Raw genomic sequence first — 19,722 nt, 5'->3', positions numbered from 1 at the left:
TCAGCTAGACTGAAACCATGCTTCTTTCTGATCGAGATATTCGTGCTGAACTCGAGTCTGGTCGTATTGGTTTGGACCCCTCAGCTGACGACATGATTCAGCCTTCGAGCGTTGATGTTCGAATCGACCGATACTTCCGCTTGTTTGATAACCACAAGTATCCCTACATCGACCCTGCAGAAGATCAGCCTGACCTCACTCGTTTGATCGAAGTTGACCCCAGCGAACCGTTCATCCTGCACCCTGGAGAGTTTGTTCTCGGTGCAACCTATGAACAAGTTACTTTGCCCGATGACATCGCAGCGCGCCTAGAGGGTAAAAGTTCGCTCGGCCGCCTTGGCCTGGTCACGCACTCCACTGCCGGGTTTATTGACCCTGGTTTCTCCGGTCACATCACCTTGGAGCTGTCAAACATGGCGACTCTTCCCATAAAGTTGTGGCCTGGAATGAAGATTGGCCAGCTCTGCTTCTTCAAACTGACCTCACCGGCAGAAAAGCCATATGGATCTGCCGAATACAAGTCTCGCTACCACGGACAGCGCGGCCCTACGGCATCGCGTTCATTCTTGAACTTCCACCGCACTGATGTCAGTGCAACAGATGCTGGAGCCGTCGGGGGCTAAAGTTAGGGCTCATGATGACTACAAAGTCACAGCTCACTAGAAGTCGCATCGTTGAATCGGCTGTCCACGTTTTTGCGAACTCCGGCAAAGAATCTGCGTCATTGGTTGAGATTGCCAAAGAAGCTCAGATAACGAGCCAGGGCATTTATCGATACTTTTCAAACAAGGATGAGCTTTATCTCGAAGCGATCCGGGCGGATGTCGAAGACTTATTTTTTCAGTTGCTTCGAAGATTGGCACCAATTCCTGCACCCTTTTTTGCTGGCGCAGTTTGGCTCATCCTTATCGAGTTACTGCCCAGCCACCCATTAGCCATAGAAGCAGTGCTTTCAAAAGAAAGTGCTATTCAAGCTGTAGTGAAATCCTGTATAAGCACACAACTTTTGCAAGAGAGTTTTATTGCAGAAATGAAACTTGCTTCTGAGAAAGGCATAGTCAGACAGGATATTGATGCATCTGTTTTGGCAAAAGCGTGCGCAGACTGTCTCATTGAAATCTCTATCCCCACAATCATGGAAGGAAAATACGGTACCCCTGAATGGATCTCTCTTCAAATGATCTTTTTGTCTGCTGCTTTTTACCCATTACCAGACTTCCTTAACGAAGAAGTGATTGTTCAATTTCAGGAGCAGGCCAGAGAGCTGGGGTTGAACGCCGTATTAAATAATTACAATTTTGACTAATTTGTAATTACACTGTCTCTAGTTGCAAAAAACTAGGAGCACAGTGTCCACCCCTAATCCAATCTCCAGCCAGGATGACACCACCCGTTTTGGTTACGAAGAGGCCTCCAAGCTGGAATTACTTACCCGGCGTCAATTTCAAATACTTCGAGGCATTGCGCAGGGGAAAAGCAATAAGACGATTGCGCAAGAGCTCGGTATAAAAACCAACACGGTGGGAAATCACCTATTGACGATTTACCGAGATTTGGAAATATCAGAAGACCAAAACCAAAGAGTTGTGGCGGCACTGATGTTCCACAAAGTGTTGCGTTGAATTAGAAACTCGCCTGCAGAAATCCGGCAGAAGCCAGACGGGGCAACTGCAATGTCAACCAAGGGCTGAAAGCAAACCCTGATTTTTCAACCGATTCGAGAAGAGCTTGAGGGTCTGCCCAGGCGTATTCTTCTACTTCAGCTGGATTGGGATGCGGTTCACCAGCGGTAAAGGCAATATAAACAGGGCAGATTTCATTTTCGACAATGCCAGAAGCATCGACGGCGCGATAGCGAAAATCGGGCAGTGCACTTGTGACAGAGTCAAGAGTCAGCCCCAGTTCTTCATGGGCTCTGCGGCGGATGGCTTCAACGAAATCTTCGCCAGGACCTGGGTGGCCACAGAAAGAGTTAGTCCACACACCAGGCCACGTCTTTTTTGCCAGTGCGCGACGAGTGACAAGAATCTTGCCTTCCGGGTTGAAGACGTGGCAGGAGAAAGCTAGGTGGAGGTGAGTGTCTTCTGTGTGCACGTCAGCCTTGTCGGCTGTTCCGATGGCTGTTCCATCCTCCGACAGGAGAACTACAAGTTCACGGGGTTCACCCATGTTTTGCTCCTGTTCGGTCAGTTAGTCTGGAGTGGTGAGCATTCCCAGCCAAGAAGCCGAGATGACGCGCCACCTTGCGCTCGTTGAAGAGGTTCTCGATCGCTTCTTTAGCCTATCCACTCAACGGGCTGCCACACTCGCACCTGCCTATGAAGCGTTGTGGAAGACATTACGTTCTAATGCGTCAGGTGGAAAGCGTTTCCGCCCACAAATGGTCATGACGGCCTACACCGCACTGGGCGGATCTGATCTTCGTTCGGCTGCGCACGTGGGCGCCTCCTTCGAATTGCTTCATACCGCGCTCATTGTTCATGATGATGTTGTCGACCGGGACTTCGTCCGTCGGGGAATTCCCAACGTTTCAGGAAGCTACCGTGATGTGGCACAGACCGCGGGTCTGTCGCTTCCCACAGCAGAGCATCGTGGAATGTCTGTTGCGGTCATCGCAGGAGATCTTGCTTTGACCGGGTCGTTCCGGCTTATGGAAAGAGCGAGTGCAAACCCGCAGGTTCGCGACGCACTCGTTGAATTGCTTGACCGCGCTGTATTTGATTCGGCAGCTGGCGAACTCATTGACGTGGATTTCTCGCTCTATTCCGGAATGCCGAGCATCGAAGAAATTGTTCATATGGAGCGTCTCAAGACCGCGGTGTATTCCTTTGAAGCACCGCTGCAAGCAGGAGCACTGCTGGCTGGCGCCACACATGAAGTCATTGCGGCGCTGGGAGAGTTCGGTCGCAATATTGGTATCGCTTACCAAATCGTTGATGACCTGTTGGGAGTCTTCGGTAACGAGGCATCTACTGGAAAAACAACTCTGGGAGATCTGCGCGAAGGAAAGCGCACGGCGCTGATTGCTTTTGCTTCACAAACAGCAGAGTGGAAAAACATTTCCCATCTCGTCGGCGACAGCACTCTCTCTGATGAAGAAGCTGCAACTGTGCGTGAGGTCTTGGAGCGAACCGGAGCTAAGCAATATACGCAACGTCTTGCGTCGGACTACGCAGACGAAGCCGTCGCTGCACTTCATGGGGCGGGTATTCCTCAGACACTCATTGACCAGTTGACTCCTTTGGTCACGGCAGTTGTGGAGCGTGTGCGATGAGCCACGACAAGCTCGTCCAGGATGCTTCTGTGCCCGTGAGCGAACAGCCAACCAGGCAAAGTGCACTCTACGACCGTGTTGCAGAACAAACCGCAAGCATGATTATTCGCGAATACTCCACCTCCTTCGGTCTTGCAGCCAGGCTGCTAGGCAAAGGGGTTCGCCAAGATGTTGAGAACATCTATGGCTTGGTTCGCCTAGCCGATGAGATTGTCGACGGCGTCGCTGCGTATGCGGGAGTGAGCGAGAAAGACATACGTCTCCTCCTCGACGACCTCGAAGCAGAAACTGAAGCGGCCATGCAACGCGGCTACAGCACAAATCTCGTGGTCCATGCTTTTGCCTTGACCGCTCGCAGGACAGGAATCGAACCTGATCTCACCCGCCCTTTCTTTACGTCCATGAGGGTCGACATCACTCGGGTCACCCACACCCCGGAAAGCTTCGATAAGTATGTCTATGGCTCTGCAGAAGTTGTCGGCTTGATGTGTTTGAAAGCTTTCCTGCGCGGCCAGGACATCACCGACGAACAAAACGACACTTTTGTCACGGGGGCACGAAAACTCGGTGCCGCGTTCCAGAAGGTGAACTTCTTGCGCGACCTTAGCGCCGATGTTGACGCACTTGGCCGCAGCTATTTCCCTGGGATAAACATCGCGACCTTTAGCGAAGAAGACAAGGATCGCCTGGTTGCAGACATCGATTCTGATCTTGCGATCTCGGGAGCAATCGTCCCGTTCCTGCCCTCAACAAGTCGCAAGGCTGTTGCATTGGCTCAAAATCTTTTTGCTGAACTCAACCGCAGGATTGCTCGCACTCCTGCCTCTGAACTCAAGCACACCCGCGTGAGCGTGCCGACACTCGTCAAGGCCCGCCTCGCAATTGCAGCACTGTTAGGAAAAACCTCATGACCAAATCCGTAGTGATCATTGGTGGCGGTATCGCCGGCCTGGCCTCGGCAGCACTTCTTGCCCGCGACGGGTATCAGGTGACGCTGCTTGAGAAGCACAAGAACGTTGGCGGCCGTGCTGGTAACTGGGAGAAGGACGGCTTCCGCTTCGATACTGGCCCTTCCTGGTATCTCATGCCCGAAGTCTTCGATCACTTTTACAAGCTCATGGGCACCTCGAGTGAGGAACAGCTCACTCTCACAAAGTTGAACCCGGGCTACCGCGTGCTGTGTGAAGACGACGGTGTGTATCCAGCTCGCCCCATCGATGTTCTCGATAATCGTGAAGACAACCTGGAGCTTTTTGAAAAAATTGAGCCAGGTTCACGTCCAGCGATGGAGCGCTACCTCGACTCCGCCAAAGACACCTACGAGATTGCCAAGAAGCGTTTCTTATACACCAGCTTTGAGAAGTACAGCCCACTGCTGCGCTCGGATGTTCTGAGCCGCACCCCCAAACTCGCCAAGCTCTTGAATGAGTCACTGCACAAGTTTGCTGCTCGTCACGTCAGCGACCCCAGACTGCAGCAGGTGCTTGGCTACCCTGCCGTGTTCCTTGGGTCCAGCCCCTACATCACCCCGTCGATGTATCACTTGATGAGTTACCTCGACCTTGAAGACGGCGTGCTATATGCACAGGGTGGTTTCCACCGTGTGATTGAGAGCATTAAGGACATTGCACTTGCTGAAGGCGTGAACCTCATCACTGAAGCAAATGTGAGCAAGATTCTCACCACCGTCAACCCTGCTGGACACAAAACTAAGGCAAAGGCAGTTGGTGTTGAATACACCAAAGGTAAATCAAAGAGCGTGACGACAATTCCGGCCGACATTGTTGTCTCTGCTGCTGACCTTCACTTCACTGAAACTCAGCTGCTCCCTGAAGCATTGCAAACCTATGGAGAAAGTTACTGGGAGAAGAAGGTTTCAGGCCCCAGCGCCGTTCTGGTTTATTTGGGTGTCAAGGGTGAGGTTCCCGAACTGGAACACCACACACTTTTCTTCACCAATGACTGGGAGGGGGACTTTGCAAAAATCTTTGACCAGCCCACCTCTGTTCCCGACCCAGCCAACATCTATGTGTGTAAGCCCAGTGCAACCGACGACGGTGTAGCACCCAAGGGCGACACCAACCTCTTCATCCTTGTTCCCATTCCAGCCGATGTGTCCATTGGCAAGGGTGGCCTTGACGGTAAAGGTAGCAAGCAGGTCGAAGCAGTTGCCGATAAGGTCATCGAGCAAATCTCTGTCTGGGCAGGAATTCCTGATCTGGCACAGCGCATCGTCGTTCGGAGAACGGTGGGCCCCGCAGACTTTGCCAACGAGCTCAACTCGTGGATGGGTGGAGCTCTGGGCCCCAGCCATATCCTTTCCCAGAGCGCGTTCTTCCGTTCGGGCAACATCTCCAAGAAAGTTCAAGACCTGTACTACACCGGCGGAACAACCATTCCTGGTATCGGTTTGCCGATGTGTTTGATCAGTGCAGAAATCTTGGTCAAACGCTTGCGCGGCGACACTTCTACTGAACCACTGCCAGAGCCACTGTTTCCCACTGTAGATAAAACCGCCTAGTACTCATGGGTTTTCTCTATCTCGCAGCATTGCTGGTGTCCATCACCGGCATGATTTTGCTGGATAGACGCCACACGTTGTTCTTTTGGAACGATGCTCGCCGCGCAACCGTCGTGCTGGCCACCGGGTTGGTGTTCTTCCTCAGCTGGGATCTTGTCGGCATCGATGCAGGAGTCTTCTTCCGCGGTGAAGGACCATGGATGACAGGAATCCTGCTTGCTCCGGAGCTCCCTCTTGAAGAAGTGTTCTTCCTGACACTGCTGTGTTACATGACGATGAACGTCTTCTCCGCCTTCAGCAAGGTGGTGAAAAAGTGACATACGCTCTGCTCAACACCGTTTTTCTTGGCATTGCCTTGTGGTTCATGGTGATTGCTTATGTGGTTAGCGCTCGCAGAGGGGTTGAGGTTGGACGCAAGCTCTATAAGGTCCTCGGTCTCACCTTGGCTGTGATGCTCATCACGACTGCGATTTTCGACAACGTCATTATTGGGGTTGGCCTCGTCGCCTATGATCCCAGCACGTTGTTGGGGGCTTACATAGGGATTGCTCCTATTGAAGACTTCGCTTACACACTCGCCGGGGTCATGATCTTGCCGGCACTGTGGATTTTGTTGGGAACGGGAAAGAAGAGATGAACACCCTCAAACAACTCTTCGTCTCCTCGCGACCACTTTCTTGGGTAAACACGGCTTTCCCTTTTGCGGCTGCCTACTTCTTCACAACTGGACGCGTTGACACTGTGTTGATCGTGGGGACAATTTTCTTTCTCATCCCTTACAACCTTGCGATGTATGGCATCAACGATGTCTTTGATTATGAGTCAGACTTGCGTAATCCTCGCAAGGGCGGGGTTGAGGGTGCCGTTTTGGATCGCAGCCTTCACAAGGTGACGTTGTGGGCTGTTGTCATCACGAACGTCCCCTTTCTGATCTATCTTGTGTCGATTGGGAACTTCGAAGCGAACATCACGCTGGCTATCAGCATGTTTGCTGTCGTGGCATATTCCGTTAAAGGTTTGCGCTTCAAAGAGATTCCTGTTCTGGATTCGATGACGAGCGCGACCCACTTTGTGAGCCCAGCCGTGTATGGCGTGATTGTGGCTGGTGTTGCTTTCACCCCGTCACTGTGGCTCATCCTGAATGCATTCTTTTTGTGGGGTATGGCCTCACATGCTTTCGGTGCTATTCAAGACATTCAAGCTGATCGCGAAGCACAGCTCTCCTCTATTGCAACAGTCTTTGGCGCGGCCAATACGACTCGGTTTGCGCTGGGGTGTTATGCGCTGGCGGGAGTCCTGATTATTTCAGGCGCTTTCTTCTCCCAGCCCTCGTGGTATTACTGGGTCGCGGCTGCGACCGCCATTCCCTATGTCGTGATGGTGTGGCCATTTAGGAACTTGAAGGATGCCGACTGTGAGCAGGCTAACCGAGGCTGGAAGAAGTTCTTAGGAATCAATTTCTTTGCCGGGTTTGTCATCTGCATGCTGTTGATCACTGCGCTGCAACAGGGGTCGTGATTGTAGAAGAGTAGCGTGGAGCTATGACCACACCATTTTTGTTCACTCCGATTACGCTTCGCAATCTCACTATCCGCAATCGGATATGGGTTCCACCGATGTGTATGTACAGCGCGCTGGGCAAAGACGGTGTACCCACAGACTTCCACCGCGCTCACTACGGAGCGCTTTCTCTCGGAGGCGCCGGGCTGATCATTGTTGAAGCAACGGCAGTCAACCCTGAAGGCCGTATTTCTTTCCACGACCTAGGTATTTGGAATGTTGAGCAGGTCACAGCGTTTACGCCGATTGTGTCCTTCATGAAGGAAAACGGTGTTGTCCCTGGAATTCAGCTAGCACACGCAGGCCGCAAAGGTTCCACCTATCCCGGCTGGGGATATCCCGGGGTTGATGGCACAGTACCCGTGGAAGAGGGGGGCTGGATTCCCTTAGGTCCCTCAGCTAATGCATTTGAGGGGTACGCCCAAGCTCAAGCGATGACATCGGAGCAGATCTCGCGGGTTGTGGCTGATTTTGCTGCAGCAGCTCGCCGTGCTGTGGAAGCGGGGTTTCAGGTTCTGGAGATTCATGCTGCACACGGATATCTCATTCACGAATTCCTTTCCCCACTCACGAATGAGCGCACGGATGACTACGGTGGCCCGTTGAAGAACCGTGCGCGACTGCTGCTCGAAATTGTTCGAGCAGTGCGCGCAGAAGTGGGCGAAGAGACGGTGTTGTTTGTTCGATTCTCAGCAACTGACTGGGTTGAGGGTGGTTGGAATGAAGAAGAGACCAGCATCGTCACGGACTGGGTTAAAGACTTGGGCGCAGACACCGTTGATATTTCAACCGGCGGACTTGTCGCTGGTGCCACCATTCCTGTTGGCCCCGGATATCAGGTGCCTCTTGCGCACTATGTGAAAGAACATGCTCACCTACCCACCAGTGCCGTAGGAATGATTACCACTCCTGAACAAGCAAATGACATTATTTCTTCAGGTCGTGCTGACGCCGTCATGCTTGGCCGGGAACACCTGCGTGATCCCCACTTTGCCCTCCGGGCGGCAGCGCAGCTCGGGGTTGATATTGACTATGCCCCTGAGCAGTATGGGCGAGCTCCTTATTCGCGTTAGCGAATGAACTTTGCTCGTAAGGGCAACATGAGCAACAGTCCAGCTAGGAGCACAACCACGATGCCGAGGATGCCGAAGTAGGTGGCACCACCGAGCAGGACGAACAGTGCAAAGAGCGTGGGAGCAAGGAAGCTCACCGCACGACCTGTTGTGGCGTAGAGACCAAAGATTTCACCTTCTTGGCCTTCTGGTGCAAGGTGTCCAAGGTAGGCACGAGCTGAAGCTTGTGCGGGTCCCACGAAGAACGTCAGCATCAGACCGCCGATCCAGAAGGCGGTTGCCCCGCCATCGTGGAAGAAGAACAGTGCAATACCTGTAATAACCAAGCCGGCAAGCGCAATCACGATGACACGTTTGGAGCCAATCTTGTCATCGATCCAACCGGAGAGAAGAACACCAATACCGGCAACGAGGTTGCCGCCGATGGCAAAGAGAATCACTTCGGTGAAACTGAGCCCAAAGACCGTTCCTGCCAGGATGCCGCCAAATGCAAAGACGGCAGCAAGCCCATCTCTGAATACGGCGCTGGCGAGAAGGAAGTAGAAGGTGGGACGAGTGTTCTTATACAGATCAGCAATTTTTCGGAACAGAATTTTGTAAGACTCAATGATTCCCGCTTTGTGACCGGGAGTAGTTGCCGTGTTTTCTGGAACGTTGAACAAAACCGGAAGTGAGAAAACTAATGCCCACACCGCGGCCAATACCGTGACGGCGCGAATGTTCATGCCGGCCTCTGTAGTGATTCCAAACCAATAGGGAGGGTCCCCGAGCACGAAACCAATGAGAGCAATCAGGAGAACAAAGATGCCACCGAAATATCCCATTCCCCAGCCGAAGCCCGAGACACGACCCATGGTTTTTGGTGTGGACACCTGCAGCAGCATGGCGTTGTAGTTCACGTTCGCCATTTCGTAGAACACGTTACCTACGGTCAGCAGAACAATACCTAGGACAAAGAATTGCGGGGTGCCCTCTACGAAGAACATGCCAAAGGTTGCCGCAATGACAATACCCGTGTTGATTCCCAGCCACAGCTTGCGCTTACCGCCGGCATCGGTGCGTTGACCGACAATTGGAGCAACAAGCGCCACCGCAACTCCACCGATTGCCAGCGCCCATCCCACCCAGCTGGTGAGGTTGGCCTCGGCGGCTTGAAAGTTCTCCAGAGCAGGGCCGGTGGCAACACCTTCGCCGCCTGCTGCTTCATAAGCCTTGACGATTTCAGGATCGATGAAGTAGCTGGAGACGATGTAGCGCGCAAAGACAAATGTGGTGATCAGCACACTGAAGGCGGAGGTGCCCCAGTCCCATAAAGCCCAGGAAATGACTTGTTTGCGAGGAATCTTGAGTTCAACAGCACCGGTGCTTGGCATGTGTTTAGGGTACCCCTCCCGCATCTCTTCAGGAAGAACCTGGGGTAAACACTCCCAAAACAAAAACTTGAGTCGAGAAAGCTCAAGATTTGCTGTGAGTGCTTGACGCCGGGCACTCTCCGTGGCAAACTTGATATATCACGACTCAAGTCTTGAACAAGCTTCGGTGAAAACCGCATAAACACAAGGAATTTCCAGCTCACACTGGAATGAAGAAGGAGAACACACATATGTCACGTGCAGTAGGCATTGACCTCGGAACCACCAACTCGGTTGTTTCCGTACTTGAAGGTGGAGAACCCACCGTTATCGCCAACGCTGAAGGATTCCGCACTACCCCCTCGGTAGTCGCCTTCACGAAGGATGGCGAAGTACTCGTTGGAGAGCCAGCAAAACGCCAGGCAGTCACCAACGTGGACCGCACTATTGCTTCCGTCAAGCGTCACATCGGTACTGACTGGACCGTATCTATTGACGAAAAGAAGTACACCCCACAAGAAATCTCTGCCCGAATTTTGGGCAAGCTCAAGCGCGACGCAGAGACCTACCTCGGTGACACCGTCACCGACGCAGTGATCACCGTCCCCGCATACTTCAACGATGCTGAGCGTCAGGCAACCAAGGATGCGGGTGAGATCGCAGGTCTGAACGTTCTGCGTATTATCAACGAGCCCACCGCTGCCGCGTTGGCATACGGACTCGACAAGGGTAAGGAAGACGAGCTCATCCTCGTATTCGACCTTGGTGGTGGAACGTTCGACGTTTCTCTGCTCGAAGTGGGTAAGGATGATGACTTCTCAACTATTCAGGTTCGTGCAACCTCGGGTGATAACCGCCTCGGTGGTGACGACTGGGATCAGCGCATCGTGGATCACCTGATTAAGAAGTTCAAGGAGACCACTGGTGTCGACGTGTCCAAGGACAAGATTGCACTCCAGCGTCTGAAGGAAGCTGCTGAGCAGGCCAAGAAGGAGCTCAGCTCCTCCATGAGCACGAGCATTCAGTTGCCCTACCTCTCTCTGACTGAGAACGGCCCAGCCAACCTCGATGAGACCCTCACTCGTGCACAGTTCGAGTCGATGACCGAAGACCTTATCGCTCGCACCAAGAAACCATTCGAGGATGTCATCAAGGAAGCAGGCGTCAAAGTCAGCGACATTGCTCACGTAGTCCTCGTTGGTGGTTCAACCCGTATGCCTGCAGTAGCAGAACTGGTCAAGAGCCTCACCGGTGGCAAGGAAGCAAACAAGACCGTGAACCCTGACGAAGTTGTTGCCGTTGGTGCAGCACTACAGGCAGGTGTTCTGCGTGGAGAGCGCAAGGACGTTCTGCTCATCGACGTCACCCCCCTCAGCCTCGGTATCGAGACCAAGGGTGGAATCATGACCAAGTTGATTGAGCGCAACACTGCGATCCCCACCAAGCGATCTGAAACCTTCACCACAGCTGATGACAACCAGCCATCGGTATCCATTCAGGTGTTCCAGGGTGAGCGTGAGTTCACTCGTGACAACAAGTCACTCGGAAACTTCGAGCTGACCGGTATCGCACCAGCACCTCGCGGAGTTCCTCAGGTAGAGGTCACCTTTGACATCGACGCAAACGGTATCGTGCACGTGTCCGCTAAGGACAAGGGCACCGGTAAGGAGCAGTCGATGACCATCACCGGTGGCTCATCTCTTCCCAAGGAAGACATCGAGCGCATGGTGCGCGAAGCTGAAGAGCACGCAGCTGAAGACAAGGCACGTCGCGAGTCTGCAGAGACCCGCAACGGTGCTGAGCAGATGGTCTACTCCATCGAGAAGCTGATCAAAGAGAACGAAGACAAGCTTCCTGAAGACGTGAAGAACGAAGTTCAGGGCGATGTTGACGCACTCAAGACCGCTCTCGCTGGAGATGACGATGCCGCCGTGAAGACTGCATACGACAAGCTCGTCGAAAGCCAGGGCAAACTCGGTGAAGCAATCTACGCTGCAGGCCAGGCAGAAGCATCTGCGGAAAGTGCACCTGAAGGCGAAGCTGCTTCTGACGAAGATGTTGTCGACGCTGAAGTTGTCGAAGACGACGAGGCTGACGGATCGTCTGAGAAAGACGCTAAGTAAGAATGTCCGACCAGAACGAGAACCCAGTAGAGGAGCCCCTCAACGGGGGCTCCTCCGCAGGGGACGCCAGTGAGGTTGGCGAGAACGCCGGCTTTGCTGAAGACCCTGGCTACGACGGACCTACTGAAGACGCTTCCTTTGAAGACGCCGACCTAGAAACCTCGCTGACAGATGCCGACCTTTCTTTCCTCGAGCAGGCAGAAAGTGATCTGGCGGCAGAGCGTTTGGCTGACCTTCAGCGCGTAACCGCTGAATACGCCAACTACCGTAAGCGCACCGAAGCCAACCGAGAGATTGAGCGTGAGCGCATCATCGGAGACACCGTGAAGATTCTTCTTCCTGTTCTCGATGACATCGACCGTGCAGAAAAGCACGGCGACCTGGCGGAGGGCTCTGCCCTCGCCGCCATCGCCGGCAAACTGCGCGGTGCAACCGAGCGCCTAGGTCTCGTTGCCTATGGTGCAGCTGGTGACCCTTTTGACCCGAACCTGCATGAAGCGATTCTGCAGCAGCCTTCACCAGATGTCACAGCAGAGACTGTGTTGGACGTTGTGGAGACCGGGTACATGATCGGCACCACGCAGGTTCGTGCAGCAAAGGTTGTTGTTGCTGTTCCTGCAAACTAGTATCCGAAACGACGTAAAGAAAGGAGGCGCATATGGCCAGTCAAGATTGGTTCGATAAAGACTTTTATAAAGTCCTCGGCGTCTCCAAAGACGCTTCGGAAGCTGAACTGAAGAAGGTCTATCGCAAGCTCGCTCGCGAATATCACCCTGACTCCAATCAGGGAAACGCCAAGGCAGAAGCAAAGTTCAAGGAAATCTCTGAAGCTTACTCGGTGCTCTCTGATAAGGAGCAACGTGCGGAGTATGACCAGATTCGCGCCATGGGTTCCGGAGCACGCTTTAGTGCCGGCGGACCTCAAGGTGGTTTCGAAGATGCCTTCAGTGGGTTTGGCCGTGGCGGCCAGCAGTACACCTTCCAACAAGGAGGTGGCTTTGAAGACATCTTCGGCGGAATGTTTGGTGGCGGAGGTGGCCGATTCGGTCAGTCCTCCGGCGGTTTCCGTGGATTCGGTGGCCCGCAGAAGGGACAAGACATTGTCTCCTCTGTCACTATCGACTTCTTTGAAGCCTTCCATGGCGACACCATGAGCTTGCAGACCAGTGAGGGCCGCACCGTCAAGGTGAAGATCCCTGCTGGTGTTGCAGATGGGCAGAAGATCCGTCTTCGCGGGAAGGGCTATCCCAGCCCTGACGGCGGCGAAGCCGGAGACATTGTTCTCACTGTCAAGGTGAAGAAGCACCCTGTCTTCGAGCGAGACGGGCTCAACATTAAAGTGAATGTTCCCGTTACCTTCACGGAGGCAGCGTTGGGGGCAACCATTGAGGTTCCCACGCCTGAGGGTGAAACCGTCAAACTCAAAGTTGCTCCGGGCACCCCGAGCGGACGTTCGCTGCGCGTTAAGGGTCGTGGCATCAAGACAGCAAAGGGAACCGGCGACCTTCTTGCTGTTGTTCAAATTGCTGTCCCGAGCCACCTCGACGACGCTGCTAAAGAAGCCCTCGAAAAGTTCGCATCTGTTGCGCCAAGTGAGAACCCTCGCGCAGACTTACTTGCAGAAGCAAAGCGCTAACAATCACCTCTCAAGAGATAAGGAAAAGAATGGACGAGAACCAGCCCATCTTTACTATCTCGATGGCTGCAGAGCTTGCGGGAATGCACCCGCAGACTCTTCGGCAGTATGACCGCATCGGCCTGGTTCAGCCAGGCCGAACAGCGGGACAATCTCGCCGCTACTCCATGCGAAATGTAGCTCAGCTTCGTGAAGTTGCCAGGCTGAGCGCGGAAGGTCTCTCCCTTGAGGGCATCCGCCGAGTACTTGATTTAGAGAATCAAAATGACGCACTTCGTGCCAGGGTCCGAGAACTCGAAGCCGCCCTCGCTGACGCTCTGCTCAACCAGCCAGGTCGTCGCGTCTTCGCCGCAGGACCTGCAGGTGACGTGGAAAGCCTGCGGGCTGGAACACGCGCTCGCCGCCGAACAGATGTAGTTGTGTGGCGCCCTTTTGGACGCAACTAGTCCCCCACACAGGCACACCAGTTGTTTATCCTCTTTCACTGAAGTTCGCTCATTCTTCAGTGGGATTGTTGGCATTCTTTCTTTACCAGGGGAAAATAGAAAGGTGTTGACTTTGAACGAACCCCAGGTATGGACTGTCATTGGTGTTTTTGCCACGGCACTCTTTGGGATGCTTGGCTTTGTAACTACGTCAATATCCCGAACTGTGAGAGCAGAAATTGGGTCTGTCAGAAATGAACTGGGATCTCTCCGGGGCGAAATGAATGCTCGATTTGATTTACTTTCGAGCAGAATTGACCACTTGGATCGTGATGTTCAGTTTCTGATGAAGCGCGAGCTTGAGGATCGGGCTTAATTCGTCTTTTTCGAATAGTCTCAACGTCATGACTGACGCAGGAATACAAACATTGCTCGATAACTACTTCGAGCTCATGCACACGCAAGACATGTCTCTCTTTGACAAGGTCTTTCACAAAGACAGCAACCTCTACTCGTCAGAGAACGATGAGATCGTGATTCGTCCTCGCGATATTTATCGCGAACAAATGGAAGCTCGTACATCACCACAAGATTCAGGTAATGTCCGTCGCGACAAGGTCCTCCTCGTCGACCAGATTTCACCAGAAGTTGCACTCGCAAAAGTCCAGCTCGAGATGTTTGGCGGAGTAATGCAGGACTATCTCAGCCTGCTTCGTGTTGATGGTTCCTGGTTTGTTATCTCCAAGTTGTACAAGCAGGTTGGCAAGTCCGAATAGTCTCAAAGGGTGAGTTCATTTCCTTTCGAATCCCTCAGGCGTTGGCCTGATCTGGAGTCCCCCGAACTCGTTGCCGTTGATGCCGCCGACCGTCTCCTGTTAACTGAACTTCAGCACGCTGTTGAGATTGATCCAACCCTGCTTGCAGGCCCGCTATCCATCATCGGAGACACTCACGGAGCATTGACATTAGGCGCCTTAGCGGAGGCAGAGTTTGCTGAGGTACTTGTTCATCAAGATGCCCGGTCAGGTGAACTAGCGCTGATGAATAACGCGAAGCAACTTTCTGATTTCTATCCGCCTTCGTCGACCTTTCAGAATCTTCCACTAAGCAGTGAACTAGTTGATTCCTCACGAATTGTTGTGTTGCGTCTACCGCGCTCGCTGGAGCAATTAGAGCAATGGGCGGCACTCATTGCGACCCACGCCGCTGACGATGTTCTCGTGTTGGCCGGTGGCCGCATCAAACACATGACCCTGAGCATGAATGAGACCTTGGGGAAGTTTTTCACTCAGGTTGAAGCGAGTCTTGCCGAACAAAAGTCACGAGTCCTTCGCGCCCGAGGGCCGAAGAAACAAGCAGCCTTGGATGCCCTCACTACATGGCCTAAGAGTGAATACCACGCGGATGTTGATCTGACGGTGTGTGCTCAGGGCGGTGCTTTTGCGGGAATCTCTATCGACATCGGAACCTATGACCTGCTCGCCGTGTTGGATAGAGTCTCGGGTCGACAGGGCATGCGCATCATTGACTTTGGTTGTGGCACAGGTGTTCTGGCAGCCCAGATAGCAAAGCTTCGACCAACAGCGACAGTGATTGCCAGCGACCAGTCGGCCGCCGCTGTCGAATCCGCGAAAGCAACCATGGCGGCAAACAACCTCAGTGATCGAGTCACCGTGGTTCGAGATGATGGACTGTCTTCACAAGAAGACAGCTCAGCTGACCTTATTTTGTTCAACCCACCGTTTCATTCCGGTGCTGCCGTTCATGCGGGCACGAGCCTCAGGCTTTTTGCCGAGGCTGGAAGAGTTCTCAAACCAGGCGGGGAGCTGTGGGTCGTAGCTAATCGTCACCTGAGTTACAAGCCCGCATTACGAAAACTAGTGGGAGAAACCCGTGAGGTTCGCAGGACTCCAAAGTTCACGGTGACGAAATCAGTCAAACCCTAAATCAGTGCTTTACCGCCCGGTTGACTTAGTTTGTACCATGTGTTGTACTGAATATAGGTTGGGGGAATCGGCCTGTAACCCTTTTGTTTATTGGGCTGTACCCCTTTTGGGGGATAAATGAATTCACAAACACGAACTATTGATGCCGGTTTCTTTACGGGCAGATTAGCTCTACCTAAGCTGCTTGTAATGTTCATTGCATTTACGATGTTGCTTTCTCCGCAACTAGTCATGCCTGCATATGCTTCTGGTTCTGGCCAAATTACGGTCAGCATAAACTCTGGCCCTCCTAACAGTAACGTTGACGTCTATGTTGGAGGGTCTTTTCAAACGGTAACTACCGATGGAAGTGGCACTGCTTCTGCAGTATTTACTGGGCTCTCTGATGGCTCCTACTACCCAGTAGCTTATGTTTCTTCAGGTGGACATCACACATATGCACCAACAACTGTAAACTGGTCACCATCAACTATCGACGTAAATAATCAAACAGTAACCAGAAGCATCACACTCAGGCCTGTTTATACGGTCACTGCAAGTATTTCTGGAATTCCTGCTGGAACACAATCTCTAAGTACCCAAGTAAATTCAGTTGGAATGGGATCATACGGTTCAAGCGTCTCACCAATCAGTAACCCAGGCACATCTGAAAATGTAACAATCGAAGATTTACCCGCCGGCACATGGAATGTAGTGTTTTCAGCGGATAGTTCTGCCTCATCTACACTTCAAGTTACAGTTGGCTCAACAGCGGTCACTTCAGTCTCTGCAACCCTAAATCCCACCTCGCAACTCGGTGGTGTGGTTCGTGATAACTCAGGAGCACCTATCGCAGGCGTTGCCGTATCCATCACAGGATCTGGATGTTCTGGAAATCTGTGTAGTTCTACTACAGATAGTCAGGGCCAATATCTCCTAAATGGAATTAACGCAAACACTTTTCAATTAAATTTGTCAAAAACTATTGGAACTACAGAAATAACCTCTTACAGGTCTGTCACACCTGCTGGAAATACGCTTAATGTCACCATGGCAATTGGTTCTGCCTCGGTAACTGGAACCGTTCGATCCGAAGCCTCTAACAACCCAGTAGTACCGGGTGCAAGAATTTCGGGCTCACTTAATGGCCTGAGTTTTTCTACGCTTGCAGCAAATGATGGAACGTATTCAATTTCGGGTCTTGACGCGGGCTCGTTCAGTATCAGCGCAACAAAAACAGATTCACAAACGTATCAAAATCTCTTTGTAAATAGCTATTCAAATTTGGTGATTTCTTCCGGTCAAACCAGAACAAAGGACATCTACCTAACTCCGGTACCTACCGGCTCTAACGCACTAACTGGACAGGTAACTTCTCAAAACGGTAGTGCTCCGCTCGGCGGAGCGTGGGTAAATCTGAGTGACTTTACATCTGGCGTTTCACGTTCAACATCAGCAGATGGTTCCGGAAATTATTCATTTTCCAACCTCCCCAACGGTACTTATTGGGTTCATGTAAATAGCTCTGATTATCAATATCAATCAAGAAGAGTTGTAATTTCAGGCAACGCAACTGAAAACTTTTCTCTAACCTCACTGGCTATAGGAAACAAAACAATTAGCGGTTCTGTTATCGACTCTCGAATCAATACGCCTGTGCAAGGGGCTCAGATTCACATATGGGGTTCTGGAAGGTACTATTCCGCAACTTCATCTGCAAACGGTTCATGGTCTGTTGGTGGAGTTGTAGACGGCAATTACATCGTGAATGTGAATCCCCCACAAAACCAGGCAACAGTCTACGAGTCACCCTTATTACCTGACATTTCTGTACAGGGTTCAAATGTCGTCAGGAACATTGAACTTAGATCAGTTGTTGCCGGCACGGGGCGCATTTATGGAATCTTAAAGAACAATGTGACTCACGAACCAATCAGTGGTGCGTCAATGAGTGCATCTTTGACTGGCGCTTGGAGCTACAACATTGAACCCGTTGTTACCAATTCCAGAGGCGAGTTTTCCTTTGGAAGTCTTCCCGCGGGAACATACACAATCTGGGCAGAAAAAGATGGATTCGTCGAAATCAAATTGACTAATCCAGAAGAGGATGCCGAGATGGGCTCCGGAGGGGGTGGCCCATTAGTAGGTGAAGTAGATCTACTAGAGGGTGAACAAGCGTATCTTGCAGCCAAATTAGCTCCATTAGTTACTGGAAATGCTTCAATTACCGGCACGCTCAAAACCTCATCAGGAAGATTGCTATCAGATCAGTGGCTCTGGCTGGAGGACTCTCGTGGCCAGTGGTCGGGGAGCGTAATTTCCGATGAAAATGGGATATTCAATTTCGTCAACCTTTCACCTGGCTCGTATTTCATTAATGGGTCGGTTCAGGGCCTGGGCTCTACCCAGCAAAAAGTAACAGTTACCAACTCAAGTGTTAGCCAAGACGTGATCATAAGACCCCTCGGATATATAACGGGAAGGGTGTTGGATCAGTCAGGCAACAGTGTTCCTTGTGCTGTTGTCTCTGCTTATAGAAAAAATGTTGATGGCACGCGAGGATCTCTTGTATCTGCGGATCAAGCGCAATATACAAGCTCTAACGGCGTAGGTAGTGGTGCTTACTCACTTTCTGTTCCAGACGGAAACTATTATTTGAGAGTTTCGCAAAATTGTTGGAACAACAGTGAAAAGGTGATTGTTGATTTCGCTAGCGCATTCTGGAGCTCAAGTTCTGCTTCTGGAACAGATTTACCGACATCGGAAATTCTTGTCCAGGCAGGTCAGACTGTCGACGGCAAGAACTTCACCGTCAGTGCTAATGGTGGCCAAATCACAGGTACTGTCGTGTCAAAGACAATTTCTGGAACAGCTCCGCTCTCCCAAGGAAAGTTCGTGACCATTACTGTCTATAAAAATGTTGCTGGGACCTACCAGCCGCAGGGTTTCCTATCGAAGTGGACTTCCGGAAGACAAAATGGAGAGTTCAGCATCAATGGCCTGCCAGCAGGTTCATACAAATTAAAAATCTCAGATCCTTCAAACTCAACTCGAGGATTTGAAACTCAGTACGTTGGCGGTACAAGCCTCTCGGACGCCGAAGTATTTACAATTACTGCTGGCCGCAGAATTCATATAGGACAAAATGAATTAGTGAATAAAGTCCCAACAGGCGACCCGAGCTCGGTGGATTCAAGCCAATTAACACCTTCCACGCAGGACATGATTGAAGCACCTTCAACAGTTGAATCGAACCAGACAATAACTGTTGACGTAGGTCAAGACATGGCAGGCGAATGGGTTTCAGTTTGGGCACATTCAACCCCAACATCACTTGGTGATTGGGTTCAGGTCGGGGCTGATGGAACGGTAACAGCGACCGTTTCAGAAGCACTTCCTGCTGGTCAACACAGAATTGTTGTACAAGACATCGACAACAAGGTAGTCGGATGGACAGGAACCACTGTTGCGGCATCTGTTCAAGGCACGTCCTCTACTGGAGGCCTTGCTCGCAAATCTGTGAGTGCATTAAGTAACATCGGCACTGTTGCCCCTGGATTGGATTCCCCTGTACTTGTCTCTCCCAAGAAGTCTTCAACTTCAAAGAGCACTTCTGGAGAAGAAGCTGAGTCGGCAGCAGTATTAGAAACTGACCAGCCCAATCTATGGATATTTGGTGGGCTTGCCGCACTTCTAGCGGCAGGGTTAGCGGGTGGAGTCTGGCTCATTCGATCAAGAAAGAGCTAGATTCAATCACCTTTCAATTCAGGCCCGGCTAATGTCGGGCCTGAATTGATTTTCAGCTTTCTTTCAGCTTCATGCCTAGAGAAAAT

The 19,722-nt window shown here is 51.9% G+C and carries 20 protein-coding genes; 18 read left to right on the top strand and 2 right to left on the bottom strand.

Features of this window, described 5'->3' with window-relative positions:
- Positions 1 to 17: 17 nt before the first annotated feature.
- Genes dcd through AURUGA1_RS07890 form a run of 3 tightly spaced genes read left to right on the top strand, consistent with a single transcriptional unit; the run spans position 18 to position 1,622 of the window.
- Positions 18 to 623 carry a dCTP deaminase gene (dcd, locus tag AURUGA1_RS07900; protein WP_114129638.1) on the top strand — a complete coding sequence of 202 codons (606 nt, stop codon included), beginning with the start codon at positions 18 to 20 and terminating at the stop codon, positions 621 to 623.
- 11 nt (positions 624 to 634) lie between these two features.
- Complete coding sequence (locus AURUGA1_RS07895; protein WP_114129637.1) at positions 635 to 1,306, top strand: TetR/AcrR family transcriptional regulator; 672 nt, start codon at positions 635 to 637, stop codon at positions 1,304 to 1,306.
- Between the two features lie 43 nt (positions 1,307 to 1,349).
- Entirely contained in the window at positions 1,350 to 1,622 is a 273-nt protein-coding gene (locus tag AURUGA1_RS07890; protein ID WP_162784097.1) for a response regulator transcription factor, read from the top strand.
- Between the two features lies 1 nt (position 1,623).
- Here AURUGA1_RS07890 and idi read toward each other — a convergent pair whose 3' ends face one another.
- The gene (idi, locus tag AURUGA1_RS07885) at positions 1,624 to 2,169 is read right to left on the bottom strand and encodes an isopentenyl-diphosphate Delta-isomerase (RefSeq protein ID WP_114129635.1); all 546 of its coding nucleotides are present in this window, start codon (positions 2,167 to 2,169) and stop codon (positions 1,624 to 1,626) included.
- A 34-nt stretch (positions 2,170 to 2,203) separates the two neighbouring features.
- Here idi and AURUGA1_RS07880 point away from each other — a divergent pair, with 34 nt between their 5' ends.
- From AURUGA1_RS07880 to AURUGA1_RS07850, 7 genes are read left to right on the top strand one after another with little or no spacing between them, the layout of a single operon-like run.
- Positions 2,204 to 3,274 carry a polyprenyl synthetase family protein gene (locus AURUGA1_RS07880; protein WP_240187365.1) on the top strand — a complete coding sequence of 357 codons (1,071 nt, stop codon included), beginning with the start codon at positions 2,204 to 2,206 and terminating at the stop codon, positions 3,272 to 3,274.
- Positions 3,271 to 4,185 carry a squalene/phytoene synthase family protein gene (locus tag AURUGA1_RS07875; protein ID WP_114129634.1) on the top strand — a complete coding sequence of 305 codons (915 nt, stop codon included), beginning with the start codon at positions 3,271 to 3,273 and terminating at the stop codon, positions 4,183 to 4,185. The genes AURUGA1_RS07880 and AURUGA1_RS07875 overlap by 4 nt, the downstream gene beginning before the upstream one ends.
- On the top strand, positions 4,182 to 5,795 hold the full coding sequence (gene crtI / locus AURUGA1_RS07870; RefSeq protein ID WP_114129633.1) for a phytoene desaturase family protein: 1,614 nt from the start codon (positions 4,182 to 4,184) through the stop codon (positions 5,793 to 5,795). Before AURUGA1_RS07875 ends, crtI begins: the two co-directional genes overlap by 4 nt.
- A 5-nt stretch (positions 5,796 to 5,800) precedes the next feature.
- Positions 5,801 to 6,112, top strand: a complete 312-nt coding sequence (locus AURUGA1_RS07865; protein ID WP_114129632.1) for a lycopene cyclase domain-containing protein — start codon at positions 5,801 to 5,803, stop codon at positions 6,110 to 6,112.
- Entirely contained in the window at positions 6,109 to 6,432 is a 324-nt protein-coding gene (locus AURUGA1_RS07860; protein WP_114129631.1) for a lycopene cyclase domain-containing protein, read from the top strand. The genes AURUGA1_RS07865 and AURUGA1_RS07860 overlap by 4 nt, the downstream gene beginning before the upstream one ends.
- Positions 6,429 to 7,313 carry a prenyltransferase gene (locus AURUGA1_RS07855; protein WP_114129630.1) on the top strand — a complete coding sequence of 295 codons (885 nt, stop codon included), beginning with the start codon at positions 6,429 to 6,431 and terminating at the stop codon, positions 7,311 to 7,313. The genes AURUGA1_RS07860 and AURUGA1_RS07855 overlap by 4 nt, the downstream gene beginning before the upstream one ends.
- A gap of 23 nt (positions 7,314 to 7,336) precedes the next feature.
- On the top strand, positions 7,337 to 8,428 hold the full coding sequence (locus tag AURUGA1_RS07850) for an NADH:flavin oxidoreductase/NADH oxidase (protein WP_114129629.1): 1,092 nt from the start codon (positions 7,337 to 7,339) through the stop codon (positions 8,426 to 8,428).
- Here AURUGA1_RS07850 and AURUGA1_RS07845 read toward each other — a convergent pair.
- On the bottom strand, positions 8,425 to 9,801 hold the full coding sequence (locus tag AURUGA1_RS07845; protein WP_240187364.1) for an MFS transporter: 1,377 nt from the start codon (positions 9,799 to 9,801) through the stop codon (positions 8,425 to 8,427). The genes AURUGA1_RS07850 and AURUGA1_RS07845 overlap by 4 nt on opposite strands.
- A 230-nt stretch (positions 9,802 to 10,031) precedes the next feature.
- Between AURUGA1_RS07845 and dnaK the strand changes: the two genes are divergently transcribed.
- The 8 genes from dnaK to AURUGA1_RS07805 all read left to right on the top strand — a co-directional run bounded on the left by dnaK (position 10,032) and on the right by AURUGA1_RS07805 (position 19,636).
- The gene (gene dnaK, locus AURUGA1_RS07840) at positions 10,032 to 11,903 is read left to right on the top strand and encodes a molecular chaperone DnaK (RefSeq protein WP_114129627.1); all 1,872 of its coding nucleotides are present in this window, start codon (positions 10,032 to 10,034) and stop codon (positions 11,901 to 11,903) included.
- A 2-nt stretch (positions 11,904 to 11,905) separates the two neighbouring features.
- Positions 11,906 to 12,529 carry a nucleotide exchange factor GrpE gene (locus AURUGA1_RS07835; protein WP_114129626.1) on the top strand — a complete coding sequence of 208 codons (624 nt, stop codon included), beginning with the start codon at positions 11,906 to 11,908 and terminating at the stop codon, positions 12,527 to 12,529.
- Between the two features lie 32 nt (positions 12,530 to 12,561).
- Positions 12,562 to 13,539, top strand: a complete 978-nt coding sequence (locus AURUGA1_RS07830; RefSeq protein ID WP_114129625.1) for a DnaJ C-terminal domain-containing protein — start codon at positions 12,562 to 12,564, stop codon at positions 13,537 to 13,539.
- A 29-nt stretch (positions 13,540 to 13,568) separates the two neighbouring features.
- A complete protein-coding gene (locus AURUGA1_RS07825) occupies positions 13,569 to 13,985 on the top strand; it encodes a heat shock protein transcriptional repressor HspR (RefSeq protein ID WP_096382989.1) in 417 nt (138 codons plus the stop codon).
- Between the two features lie 112 nt (positions 13,986 to 14,097).
- The gene (locus tag AURUGA1_RS07820; RefSeq protein ID WP_371412360.1) at positions 14,098 to 14,340 is read left to right on the top strand and encodes a hypothetical protein; all 243 of its coding nucleotides are present in this window, start codon (positions 14,098 to 14,100) and stop codon (positions 14,338 to 14,340) included.
- A gap of 28 nt (positions 14,341 to 14,368) precedes the next feature.
- On the top strand, positions 14,369 to 14,740 hold the full coding sequence (locus AURUGA1_RS07815) for a nuclear transport factor 2 family protein (protein WP_114129623.1): 372 nt from the start codon (positions 14,369 to 14,371) through the stop codon (positions 14,738 to 14,740).
- A 9-nt stretch (positions 14,741 to 14,749) separates the two neighbouring features.
- Positions 14,750 to 15,910 carry a class I SAM-dependent methyltransferase gene (locus tag AURUGA1_RS07810; RefSeq protein WP_114129622.1) on the top strand — a complete coding sequence of 387 codons (1,161 nt, stop codon included), beginning with the start codon at positions 14,750 to 14,752 and terminating at the stop codon, positions 15,908 to 15,910.
- Positions 15,911 to 16,027: 117 nt separating this feature from the next.
- Positions 16,028 to 19,636 (top strand): carboxypeptidase-like regulatory domain-containing protein, encoded by a 3,609-nt coding sequence (locus tag AURUGA1_RS07805; RefSeq protein ID WP_114129621.1) that lies wholly within the window; start codon positions 16,028 to 16,030, stop codon positions 19,634 to 19,636.
- Positions 19,637 to 19,722 lie beyond the last annotated feature (86 nt).

Origin of the sequence: Aurantimicrobium sp. MWH-Uga1 (assembly GCF_003325955.1) — a bacterium.
Lineage (GTDB): Bacteria > Actinomycetota > Actinomycetes > Actinomycetales > Microbacteriaceae > Aurantimicrobium.
Note: the sequence above shows the minus strand (reverse complement) of the source record. Positions and strands in the feature narration are given on the sequence as shown.